Annotated in this window: 10 protein-coding genes; 9 read left to right on the top strand and 1 reads right to left on the bottom strand. The window is 72.4% G+C overall.

Annotated features, from left to right (window positions below; all coding sequences use genetic code 11):
• The first annotated feature begins 77 nt into the window (after positions 1-77).
• The 9 genes from paaA (at position 78) to ABD284_RS25210 (ending at position 10,617) form a co-directional block, all read left to right on the top strand.
• A complete protein-coding gene (gene paaA, locus ABD284_RS25250; protein WP_344148830.1) occupies positions 78-1,049 on the top strand; it encodes a 1,2-phenylacetyl-CoA epoxidase subunit PaaA in 972 nt (323 codons plus the stop codon).
• Positions 1,049-1,348 (top strand): 1,2-phenylacetyl-CoA epoxidase subunit PaaB, encoded by a 300-nt coding sequence (gene paaB / locus ABD284_RS25245; RefSeq protein ID WP_344148827.1) that lies wholly within the window; start codon positions 1,049-1,051, stop codon positions 1,346-1,348. The genes paaA and paaB overlap by 1 nt, the downstream gene beginning before the upstream one ends.
• Positions 1,349-1,356: 8 nt before the next feature.
• The gene (gene paaC / locus ABD284_RS25240; RefSeq protein WP_344148824.1) at positions 1,357-2,289 is read left to right on the top strand and encodes a 1,2-phenylacetyl-CoA epoxidase subunit PaaC; all 933 of its coding nucleotides are present in this window, start codon (positions 1,357-1,359) and stop codon (positions 2,287-2,289) included.
• Positions 2,286-2,876, top strand: coding sequence for a 1,2-phenylacetyl-CoA epoxidase subunit PaaD (paaD, locus tag ABD284_RS25235; RefSeq protein ID WP_344148821.1), 591 nt, complete (start codon positions 2,286-2,288; stop codon positions 2,874-2,876). The genes paaC and paaD overlap by 4 nt, the downstream gene beginning before the upstream one ends.
• Entirely contained in the window at positions 2,877-3,965 is a 1,089-nt protein-coding gene (gene paaE, locus ABD284_RS25230; RefSeq protein ID WP_344148818.1) for a 1,2-phenylacetyl-CoA epoxidase subunit PaaE, read from the top strand.
• 537 nt (positions 3,966-4,502) lie between these two features.
• Complete coding sequence (locus tag ABD284_RS25225) at positions 4,503-6,374, top strand: glycoside hydrolase family 3 protein (protein ID WP_344148815.1); 1,872 nt, start codon at positions 4,503-4,505, stop codon at positions 6,372-6,374.
• Positions 6,375-6,663: 289 nt separating this feature from the next.
• A complete protein-coding gene (locus tag ABD284_RS25220) occupies positions 6,664-8,277 on the top strand; it encodes an ABC-F family ATP-binding cassette domain-containing protein (RefSeq protein WP_344148812.1) in 1,614 nt (537 codons plus the stop codon).
• A gap of 344 nt (positions 8,278-8,621) precedes the next feature.
• Entirely contained in the window at positions 8,622-9,971 is a 1,350-nt protein-coding gene (locus tag ABD284_RS25215) for a cellulase family glycosylhydrolase (protein ID WP_344148809.1), read from the top strand.
• Positions 9,972-10,263: 292 nt separating this feature from the next.
• Positions 10,264-10,617, top strand: a complete 354-nt coding sequence (locus ABD284_RS25210) for a hypothetical protein (RefSeq protein ID WP_344148806.1) — start codon at positions 10,264-10,266, stop codon at positions 10,615-10,617.
• Positions 10,618-10,760: 143 nt separating this feature from the next.
• Here ABD284_RS25210 and wrbA read toward each other — a convergent pair whose 3' ends face one another.
• Positions 10,761-11,378, bottom strand: a complete 618-nt coding sequence (wrbA, locus tag ABD284_RS25205) for an NAD(P)H:quinone oxidoreductase (RefSeq protein WP_344148803.1) — start codon at positions 11,376-11,378, stop codon at positions 10,761-10,763.
• Between the last annotated feature and the right edge of the window lie 627 nt (positions 11,379-12,005).

Here is a 12,005-nt window from a genome sequence, read left to right as displayed (position 1 = left end):
CCTCCATTGCGCCCTCGGCCTGCGTGGTGGCAGAATATTACAGACCGAACGGTCAGTAAATGATCCGGGAGGAGCCCATGACGGCACCCGCGGAGGCGGACGAGGAGCGGCTCAACGCCGAGTTCGAGGCGGTCATCGCGCGCCAGGAGCGCATCGAGCCCCGCGACTGGATGCCCGAGGGCTACCGCAAGACCCTCGTCCGCCAGATCGCCCAGCACGCGCACTCCGAGATCATCGGCATGCAGCCCGAAGGGGCGTGGATCTCGCGCGCGCCGTCGCTGCGCCGCAAGGCCATCCTGCTCGCCAAGGTCCAGGACGAGGCCGGGCACGGCCTGTACCTGTACTCCGCGGCCGAGACGCTGGGCGTCGACCGCGCCGAGCTGACCCGCCGGCTGATCTCCGGTGCGCAGAAGTACTCCTCGATCTTCAACTACCCCACACCCGACTACGCCGACGTGGGCACCATCGGCTGGCTCGTCGACGGCGCGGCCATCTGCAACCAGGTACCGCTGTGCCGCAGCTCCTACGGCCCCTACAGCCGGGCGATGATCCGCATCTGCAAGGAGGAGTCCTTCCACCAGCGCCAGGGCTACGAGCTGCTGCTGACGATGATGCGCGGCACCGGTGAGCAGCGGGCCCTGGTGCAGGACTCCGTCGACCGGTGGTGGTGGCCCTCGCTGATGATGTTCGGCCCGCCCGACGCCGACTCCCCCAACACCGCGCAGTCCATGCACTGGGGCATCAAGCGCCACACCAACGACGAGCTGCGCCAGCGCTTCGTCGACATGACGGTTCCGCAGGCCGATGCCCTGGGTGTGCGCCTGCCCGACCCCGATCTCGCCTGGAACCCCGAGCGCGGCCACTACGACTTCGGGCAGCCCGACTGGGCGGAGTTCACCCGCGTCATCAAGGGCGACGGGCCCTGCAACGCCGAGCGGATCGCCCACCGCCGCCGCGCACACGAGGACGGCGCCTGGGTGCGCGAGGCCGCGACCGCGTTCGCGGCGCGCGGGCCCGCCCGCGCCGGCACCGATGGAGGCGAGGACTGATGGACGCAGCGACCCCCGACGCCGACTGGCCGCTCTACGAGGTGTTCGTGCGCGGCAAGCGCGGCCTCAACCACGTGCACGCCGGATCCCTGCACGCGGCCGACGACGAGATGGCGCTGCGCCGCGCCCGCGACGTCTACACCCGCCGCAACGAGGGGGTGAGCGTGTGGGTGGTGCGCTCCGCGCTCATCACCGCGTCCAGCCCCGACGAGAAGGACCCGATGTTCGCCCCCAGCGGCGACAAGGTCTACCGCCACCCCACCTTCTACGCCGTCCCCGACGACGTGCCGCACATGTGAGGCCGCAGATGACGCACCCGTTCGCCGCCGACGCCGACGAGCAGTCGGTCTACGCGGGCCTGGTCGACGTCGACGGCGACGCCTCCCAGTGGGCGTTCGGCACCGGCTTCGACGACCCGCTGGCCGGCGTCGACACCGCCGTGCCCGCAGACGTCGACCGCGGCGACCTCGCCGCCTACTGCCTGATGCTCGGCGACGACGCGCTCGTGCTGGCGCAGCGGCTGGCCGAGTGGTGCAGCCGCGCGCCCGAGCTGGAGGAGGACGTCGCGCTGGCCAACGTCTCCCTCGACCTGCTGGGCCAGGCGCGGCTGCTGCTGGCCCGCGCCGCCGCGGCCGACCCCGGCGCCGTGCCGCCGCTGCCGCCCGACTCGCCGGTGCCGGCCGAGGACGCGCTCGCCTACTTCCGCGACGCCGGCGGCTTCCGCAACGTCGCGCTGGCGGAGATCCCCAACGGGGACTTCGCGCAGTCGACGCTGCGGCTGCTGCTGTTTTCCGTGTGGCGGCTCGCCCTGCTGGAGCGCCTGCGCGGCTCGGCCGACCCCGTGCTGGCCGCCGTCGCCGGCAAGGGCGTGGCCGAGGTCGCCTACCACCGCGACTACGCCGCCCGGTGGGCGGTGACCCTCGCGCAGGGCACCGCGGAGTCGCGCCGGCGGATCCTGGAGGGCGTCGGCGCGGTCTGGCCGCACGCCGCAGAGCTGTTCGCCGTCCACCCGGTGGAGCGCCGCATGGCCGAGTGCGGCGTCGCCGCCGCACCGGACGCGCTGCTCGCCGACTGCGAACCGGTGCTGGAGGAGGTGCTCGCGGCCGCGGACCTGCCCCGACCCGCCACCGCCGGCCCCGCCCAGGCGCGCGGGCGCGCCGGAAGCCACACCCCGGCGCTGTCCGGGCTCCTCGCCGAGATGCAGTCGCTGGCCCGCGAGCACCCCGGGGGCACCTGGTGAGCGCCGGGGCGGAGGGGGCCGCCGCCCGCACCCGGCACCGGGACGAACGCCATCGGGCCGGCGGGTCCGGCCGGGCCGAGCGGGCCGCGGCCGACCGGCGGCGCGCGTGGGAGGCGGCGGAGTCGGTCGCCGACCCGGAGCTGCCCATGCTGACGCTGGCCGACCTGGGAGTACTCGGCGAGGTCGAGGCCGACGGCGACGGCGGCGCGGTCGTTTCCGTCACCCCCACCTACTCGGGCTGCCCGGCGATGGGCGCCATCCGCGCCGACCTGGACCGCGCGCTGCGCGCCGCCGGGTTCACCCGCGTTGAGCTGCGTACGGTGCTCCACCCGCCGTGGAGCACGGACCGGATCACCGAGCGGGGCCGCCGCCTGCTCGCCGAGCACGGCGTCTCGCCGCCGGGCCCGGCCCCCGAACGCGACGGGCCCGTACCGCTGTCGCTGGTCCCGCGCCGCCGCGCCCTGCACTGCCCCCGATGCGGCTCCGACTCCGCCGAGCTGACCTCCGAGTTCGGCTCGACGGCCTGCAAGGCCCTCTACCGCTGCACCGCGTGTGCGGAACCCTTCGAGCACATGAAGGAGATCTGAGTGACCGCCACCTCGACCGAGCCGCGGCGGCGTACGGCCCCGGCCTTCCACAGCCTGCGCGTCGCCTCGGTCGAACCGCTGTGCCCGGACGCGGCGGCCGTCACCTTCGAGGTGCCGCCCGAGCTGGCCGCCGACTTCGCCTTCCGCCCCGGCCAGTCCCTGACGCTGCGCCGGCGGGTCGGCGGCCGGGAGCACCGGCGCCACTACTCGATCTGCGCGCCCGCGGGCGGCCCTCTGCGCATCGGCGTGCGCGAGGTCCCCGACGGACTGTTCTCCTCCTGGCTGGTGCACGAGGTGGCCCCCGGTGACGAGATCGAGGCCGCCGCCCCCTCCGGCTCGTTCTGCGCCGACCCCGCCGAGGGCGGGCGCCACCTGTTCGTGGCCGCCGGGTCGGGCATCACGCCGGTGCTGTCGATCGCCGCGTCGGTGCTGCAGGGGCACCCCGGCGCCGAGGCGACCCTGGTCTACGGCAACCGCACCTCGCGCACCGCCATGTTCGCCGAGGAGCTCGCCGACCTGAAGAACCGCTTTCCCGACCGCTTCCAGCTCGTCCACGTTCTCTCCCGCGAGCCCCGCGACGCCGACCTGCTGTCCGGTCGGCTGGAGCCCGACCGGCTGCGGCGGCTGCTGGAGGCGCTGGTTCCGCTGCGCGGCACCGACGACGTGTGGCTGTGCGGCCCCTACGGCATGACCGAGGGTGCGCGCAGCGTCCTGGCGGACGCCGGAATGCCCGCTGAGCGGGTGCACCGGGAGCTGTTCCACGTCGACGCGCCTCCTCCGCCGCCGCGCCGCACCGAGGCGGCGGCCCCGTCGGCGGGCACCCTGACGTTCGTGCTCGACGGGCGCAGCAGCAGCGCGCCGATGCCGGCCGGCGCGAGCGTCCTCGACTCCGCCCAGGCCTCGCGCGCAGACCTCCCCTTCGCCTGCCGCGGCGGCGTGTGCGGCACGTGCCGGGCCAGGGTCACCGCCGGCGAGGTGGAGATGCGGCGCAACTTCGCGCTGGAGGACGCCGAGGTGGCAGAGGGGTTCGTGCTGACCTGCCAGTCGCACCCGACCACCGCCGAGGTCGCGGTCGACTACGACGCCTGAGACGGCGCCGAGGACGCCCGGGAGACGGCGAAGGACGCGGGCCACGACCGCTGCGGCGGGCGTCCGGTCGGCATCTCCCCCGGGTCCCGCACACGCCTTTGAACACTGCGCCGGCAGCGGCGGCGCCCTCGCGGTTGAGCCGCCGGAGCACGCCGGCGGTGGCCCCGGCCCGGGTGGGCCCCGCGCGCGGCGGGCGGACACCCGCGTGTGAACGTTCCGTCACACACGGTGTCGGGCTACCGTGTCGTCGGACGTCTTCTGAGGTCAACGCCTTTCGCTGACGCCTGAGGCCGGTGTCCTGTCGGCGCCAGACCGGTGCCCCGGCGCCGAGGAGCCGGTTCGGGCCCAGGCGAGCCGCGCGACGCAGCCGGGTCGCGCAAGCGCCTTGACGCTTCCGGGAAACGCTCTTTACAGTAATTTTACCTTCGGGTTGAGAGCCGGTCGCAGTAGGAACCGACGCCCTTCGGGGCGGCGTACCGGGGGTGGGGCCGCCGGGTTTCCGAAGCGCCGCAAGGCGCAGAGTTCAGGAGGTCGATGATGGCAGGTCCCCGCGCGGCCGGTCCGCGCAGATCCCGTCCGTTCCTCGCCGCGTGCTCGGCGACGGTCGGTGCCCTGGTGCTGCCGCTCATGGTGGCGGCCGCCCCGACCGCCGCGGCGGCTCCCCGCTGCGACTCCACCGAGGACTGCCTGGAGCAGATGACTCTGGAGGAGAAGGCGGGCCAGATGACGCAGGTGAACCACACCCACGTCATGGACGACAAAGAGGCGATCGCCGAGTACGGCATCGGCTCGCTGCTCTCCGGCGGCGGAGCGGGCCCGGGGGGCGAGCCCGGCGGAACCGCCTCCGAATGGGCCGACATGTACGACGAGTACCAGCGCGCCGCTCTGGAAAGCCGCCTGGGGATCCCGCTGATCTACGGCGTCGACGCGGTGCACGGCCACAGCAACGTCGAAGGCGCCACCGTCTTCCCGCACAACATCGGCATGGGCGCCACGCGCAACCCCTGGCTGGTGCGCCGCGCGCAAAAGGTCACGCGCAAGGAGGTCCTGGCCACCGGCATCGACTGGAACTTCGCACCCGCGGTGAGCGTGCCGCGCGACGACCGCTGGGGCCGCACCTACGAGGGCTTCGGCGAGGTCCCCCACCTCGCGAGCGTCATGGGCTACGCCTCGATCTCGGGGCTGCAGGGCCACGGCCGCGGCGTGGGACCCGACGGCGTCGCGGCCACCGCCAAGCACTACGTCGCCGACGGCGGCACCACGTGGGGCACCGGCGAAGGCGACTACATGATCGACCAGGGCGACGCGCGGATGAGCGAGCGCGAGCTGCGCCGCATCCACCTGCGCCCCTACCGCGCGGCCGTCCGCGCCGACGCGGCCTCGGTGATGGTGTCCTTCAGCAGCTGGAACGGGCTGAAGATGCACCAGCACGAGTACCTCGTCGACGACGTGCTCAAGGGCGAGCTCGGCTTCGACGGCGTGGTGGTCTCCGACTGGGCCGGCGTTCGGCAGGTCGAGGGCGACTCCTACGCCGAGAAGGTGCGCAAGTCGATCAACGCCGGGCTCGACATGATCATGGTCCCCGACGACTACGAGCAGAACATCGAGGCGATCGTCAGCGAGGTGCGCGCCGGCCGCATCAGCGAGAAGCGCATCGACGACGCGGTCCGCCGCATCCTCGACCTCAAGTTCGACCAGGAGCTGTTCGACAAGCCGTTCGCCGACCGCGGCCACCTCGACGACGTCGGCTCCGCCAAGCACCGCGCGGTCGCGCGCGAGGCGGTGGCGCAGTCGCAGGTGCTGCTGAAGGACGACGGCGTGCTGCCGCTTTCGCGCAACTCCGGCAAGGACATCGTGGTGGGCGGCAAGACCGCCGACAACCTCGGCTACCAGCTCGGCGGATGGTCGATCAGCTGGCAGGGCAGCGGCGGCGACATCACCGAGGGCACCACCTTCTGGGAGGCGGTGCAGCAGGAGACCGAGGGCACCGACACCGACGTGCGGTTCGTCGGAACCGACACCGGCCAGGACTTCTCCGGCGACATCGGCATCTGGGTCGGCGGCGAGACCCCCTACGCCGAGGGCTTCGGCGACGACGCCGACCTGGCGCTCAGCGAGGCCGACAGCAAGCAGCTCAGCGACATCTGCGCCAAGACCGACGTGTGCATCGCCATGCTGGTCTCGGGCCGCCCGCTGATCATCAACGAGGAGCTCAAGACCGCGGACGCCTTCGTCGCGTCCTGGCTGCCGGGCAGTGAGGGCGCGGGCATGACCGACGTCCTCTTCGGCCACGAGCGCTTCCGCGGACGCCTCCCCGTGACCTGGCCGTCCTCGGTCGACCAGGAGCCCATCAACCGGGGCGACGGCCAGAAGCCCCTCTTCCGCCTGGGCCACGGACTGCGCCGCTGACACCGGCTGCGAACGCGGCCGCGCCGGAGACGCCCACCGGCGCGGCCGCGCGCATGCGGGGGGACGGGGCGGGCGGCGGGAGCCGGCGCCCGGTCGGGCGGACGCGGCGGCCGCGGGTCGCCGGAAAATCCCTTGCGCCGCCGGTCGGCCGGTGCGAACCTGATCGGCGCGGGCGCGCTGCACCCGCGGCAGACGACCCCGACACCCCGGAGGCGACTTTCCCGATGCGCATGACCGACGGAACCGCGACTGCACAGCTCGTTTCGTCGGCGTACCGCCGGGAGGTCCCGTGTCCCACTCGATCGTCTGCTCCGAACTCTCCTTCGAATGGCCTGACGGCACCGCCGTCTTCTCGGGGCTGAACGCCTCCTTCGACAGCGGGCGCACCGGCCTGATCGGGCTGAACGGCTCGGGCAAGTCCACGCTGCTCAAGCTCATCACCGGCCGGCTCGCGCCCGCCTCGGGCGGCATCCGCGTGGACGGCGACATCGGCCACCTCGACCAGCGCCTCACTCTCGACACCGGCCAGACGGTCGCCGAGCTGCTCGGCATTGACCGCATCCGTGCGGCGCTGCGGGCGATCGAGCTTGGCGACGCCGCCGAAGCCAACTTCACCGCCGTCGGCGACGACTGGGACATCGAGGAGCGCGCGGCCGCCGAACTGGAGCGGTTCGGCATCGCTTTGACAGGCGCCGAACCGCTGGACCGCACCGTCGCCTCTCTCTCCGGCGGCGAAGCGGTGCTGACCGCCCTCGCCGGGCTCATCCTGCGCCGCCCCGCGGTGACCCTGCTGGACGAGCCGACCAACAACCTCGACGGCCGGGCGCGCGCACTGCTCTACCAGGCGGTCGAGGCCTGGCGCGGCGTGCTCGTGGTCGTCAGCCACGACCGCGAACTGCTGGAGCGCGTCGACCGCATCGCCGAGTTGCGCGAGGGCAAAATCCGGGTCTGGGGCGGCAACTACTCGGCCTACACCGAGCAGCTCGCCGCCGAGCAGGAGGCCGCCCAGCGCGCAGTCCGCACCGCCGAGGGCGGCGTCCGCCGCGAGAAGCGCCAGCTCATCGAGGCCCGGACCAAGCTGGACCGCCGGGAGCGCTACGGGCGCAAGATGAACGAGACCAAGCGCGAGCCGAAGGTCGTGATGGGCCAGCGCAAGAGGGACGCCCAGGTCTCGGCGGGCAAGCACCGCATCATGCAGACGGGGAAGGTGGAGGAGGCCGAACAGGCGCTCGCCGAGTCGGAGTCGGCCGTGCGCGACGACGACCGCATCCGCATCCGGCTCCCCGACACCGAGGTCCCCGCCGGCCGCTCCGTGCTGGAGCTGGACGCTCCGCAGGGCCGGATCAGCGTGCGCGGGCCCGAGCGGATCGCGCTGACCGGCGACAACGGCACCGGTAAGACCACGCTGCTGCAGGCCGTCGCCGGTTCGGGCGCCCACCCGGTGGTCGCCGTGGCCCGCGTCGCCGACCGCGTCGGCTACCTGCCCCAGCGCCTTGACCTCCTCGACGACCGGATGAGCGTGCTGGAGAACGTGCGCGCGGCGGCGCCGTCGGCGCCGCCGCAGCGGGTGCGGGCCGACCTGGCACGCTTCCTGATCCGCGGCGACCGGGTGGAGGACCGGGCGGGCGTCCTCTCGGGCGGCGAGCGCTTCCGCGTCACGCTGGCCTGCCTCCTGCTGGCCGACCCGCCGCCCCAGCTGCTCCTCCTGGACGAGCCGACCAACAACCTCGACCTGCACAGCGTGGACCGGCTGACCGAGGCGCTGGCGGCCTACCGGGGCGCGCTGATCGTGGCCGGTCACGACACCGCGTTCCTCGCCGGGCTCGGCATCACCCGCTGGTGGCGTCTGGAGCGCGGTGGCGCCCCGGTCGAGTCCGGTCCTCCGGCGGCCGCGGGCGGATGACCGCGGCCCCGTTCCCGCCGTGCCGGGCGGGTGGGAGGTCGACGAGTCGACAGAGCGCCGAATCTCCCTGTCGGTGTGTCGGTGTGTCGGTGTGTCGGTGTGTCGGTGTGTCGGTGTGTCGGTGTGTCGGCAGGAGGTGCCCTCGGGCGGGCTTCAGGGGTCCGGCCCGCACGGTGCCGCATCCGGCGGCCGCGGGAGTCCGTGATCTTACTTAGACAGTTGAGTTAAGTAAGTCACGTCGCTTATAGTTGCCATGGCGCCACAGGGGGAAGCCGTCCGGCCGGCCGGTACGTCCACACGTTCCGGGTCCTCGACCCGAGACGACGTCCACCTTGGGAAGAGCTATGCGAACACGTCTGGCCCTGACCGCCTCGGCGGTCTTCACCCTCCTCTTGTCCTTCATCGTCGCCGTCCACCCGGCCAACGCCGAAGCCGGCTTCCAGATCCAGGACGGCCGCCTCGTCGACGCCAACGGCAACGACTTCGTGATGCGCGGCGTCAACCACCCGCACGCCTGGTACGCGGGCGAAACCGAGTCGTTCGCCGAGATCGGCTCGCTCGGCGCCAACGCGGTCCGCGTCGTCCTCAGCAACGGCGTCCGGTGGACCCGCAACGACGCCGCCGACGTCGCCGACGTGATCAGCGAGTGCAAGGCCAACAAGCTCGTCTGCGTGCTGGAGGTGCACGACACCACCGGCTACGGCGAGGAGAGCGCCGCCTCCTCCCTGGACCAGGCCGTCGACTACTGGATCGACATCCAGAGCGCGCTGGAGGGCCAGGAGGCCTACACGATCCTGAACATCGGCAACGAGCCCTACGGCAACCAGGGCTACGAGCCGTGGGCCTCCGACACCTCCGACGCCGTCAACCGCCTGCGCGACGCCGGCTTCGACCACACGATCATGGTCGACGCGCCCAACTGGGGGCAGGACTGGACCCACACCATGCGCGACAACGCCGCGCAGGTGTTCGAGAGCGACCCGCACCGCAACGTCCTCTTCGACATCCACATGTACGGGGTCTACGAGCAGGCGTCGACGATCCAGGACTACCTGGGCCACTTCGTCGACAGCGGCCTGCCCATCGTCGTCGGCGAGTTCGGCCACGACCACAGCGACGGCAACCCCGACGAGGACGCCATCCTGGCCACCGCCGAGCAGCACGGCCTGGGCTACCTCGGCTGGTCCTACAGCGGCAACGGCGGCGGCGTCGAGTACCTGGACCTGACGAACGACTTCGACCCGAACAGCCTGACGTCCTGGGGCGAGCGGCTGTTCAACGGGGAGAACGGGATCGTCGCCACGGCCGAGACCGCCAGCGTCTACGGACCGACCGGGCCCGACCCGGACCCGACCCCCGACCCCACGCCCACCGGCGAGCCCACGCCGGATCCCGGTGACGGATGCACCGCCGAGTACACGGTGCAGAACGAGTGGTCCGACGGCTTCGTCGCCGGAGTGGACGTCACCGCCCAGGAGGACCTGCAGGGCTGGGAGGTCTCCTGGAGCTACGAAGACGGCCAGACCGTCTCCAGCGCCTGGAACGCCGAGGTCAGCGCCGACGGTTCGCAGGTGACCGCGAGCAACGTGTCCTACAACGGCACTCTCTCCTCCGGGCAGACGGCCTCGTTCGGGCTCCAGGGCACCCACGACGGGACCAACTCCGCGCCCGAGCTCACCTGCTCCGCGGGCTAGAGCCGGCGTAGGGGGCGGATCCCACCGCGTCCGGCGGCGGCCCCCGCTATGGGAGCGCTTCCAAACCAGTGGGAGCCGTCGCCGGGCCCCACCTCAGGGCGCCGCATCCGGCCGTGCCCGTCCGGATGCGGTGCCCTCGGCGCGCGCCCGCGCACGCAGGGGAGGCGTCCTCCCATGCCCAGTCGCCGGCTCGCCGAATCACCGTGTCACCGTGTCACCGTGTCGACATGTCCTTATGCGGACATGGCGCCCGCCCCCGCCCCGCTCTCGACCGGGTCTAGCCTGGTTCGCCATGACAAGCAGACGAATCCGCTCCTTCGCCGCAGGTGTGCTGATCGCCAACAGCGCTCCGCACCTCGCCACCGCCGTCGCCGGGCGCCGGCACCTCACGCCCCTCGCCGGCCGAGAGTCGGGCCCGGTCGTCAACGGTGTCTGGGCGGGCCTCAACATCGCCGCCGGCGTGCTGCTGCTGCGCCGCAAGCGCTCCGCGGCACCCGCCGCGCGCTGGGACGGCGACCTGGTCGCGTTCGAGGCCGGCTACCTCGGCTTCGCGCTGTGGATGGCGGGCTCGGAGGCGGCGCTACGCACGAACTGGGAGCCGGCGACCGAACTGCAGGAGCGGCGCGGAGGCGGGCACGGCGCATAAGGGCCGGGGCGCCTCGCTGCCCGTGCGCTTGCGGCCGGGTACGCGGGACGTGAACATGAAGCGGACGTGCATGCGAGAAGGAGGCCGCGAGTGCGGCCCCCTCCCTGTGCGTCACGCGTCCCGCGCGCCGGGGGTTCGGGTGCTCAGACTTCCCGGCCGGCCTTGAGAGCGCCGGCCACGCTCACCACGCGCCGGGCCTGGACCTGGGCGGCGGTGCGCGTCACATCGTCGACCGGGCTGTTGCCCTGGGCGTCGACGTGCGAGGTGCCGTAGGGGTTGCCGTCGGCGAACTTGCTCGGGTCGGTGTAGCCGGGGGGCACGATGATCCCGCCGAAGTGGTAGAAGGTGTGCGACAGCGCCAGCAGGGTGGACTCCTGGCCGCCGTGCAGCGTGGCCGTGGACGTGAAGCCGCTGTAGACCTTGTCGGCGAGCAGGCCCTGCTGCCACTGCGGACCGAGCTGATCGATGAACTGCTTGAGCTGCGCGGTGATGTTGCCGTAGCGGGTGGGCGAGCCGAAGACGACCGCGTCGGCCCAGACGACGTCGTCCGAGGTGGCCTCCGCAACGTCCTTGGTGGCCTCGGCGTTGGCGGCCCACGCGGGGTTGGCGGCGATCGCCTCGGCCGGCGCCAGCTCGGCCACCTTGCGCAGGCGGACCTCGGCGCCCTCCTTCTCGGCCGTCTCCTGGATCTCACGGGCGATGGTGAAACCGGTGCCGGTGGAGGAGTAGTAGATGATGCTCAGCTTCACGGGCTCGCTCATTGGGTGTCCTTCCGAGAACTGTGCGACAAGATTGCTTTCCTGGAAAGATAATGCATGCGTATCTACTTGGCCAACCCTGCGCCGCCTCTGTGGTGAGAGCCACTCTGGGGGGAGCGTGCGCGTGCCGATCGCGGCGCCGCGCGTGGAAGCGCGGTCGGCCGGGCCCGGTACAGCCGCCGTGGGCCACGGGGGACAGCACGCGGGTCCCGCCGTTAATGCCGGCGCAGGAAGTGGCCTACGTCACTCCCCGCCCGAGTTGGCATCAGTCGACCGGACGGCTAGAGTGGGTCGGGTCGCCTGATGGAGCACCGGTTTCCGGTGCGACTGGGCGGCGCTCTCCCTCGGTCGCAGCGAACACCGCACGGTGGGCGTGACCGCATCTCACTCCGGTGCTCCGTAGAGCGCTATCGGCATTCGGCAGGATTCGATCGGATCTTCTCCGTTCTGCTGCTGCGCTCGGAAGCGGAAACCGTGAACGGGAATGCAGGAATCGCTTGACCCGCCGATTTGGTGGGTTCGCGAAAGCCCTGCTAACGTGGAGACACAACAGAACGCGGATGCGAAATCGCGGCCGCCGGGACACGTTTTCCGGAGGGTGCGGTGGGAAATCCGCCGGGAGATTCCGTC

The organism is Streptomonospora arabica (genome assembly GCF_039531585.1).
In the GTDB taxonomy this organism is placed as follows: domain Bacteria; phylum Actinomycetota; class Actinomycetes; order Streptosporangiales; family Streptosporangiaceae; genus Streptomonospora; species Streptomonospora halophila.
This window is presented reverse-complemented; position numbering and strand designations above follow the sequence as displayed.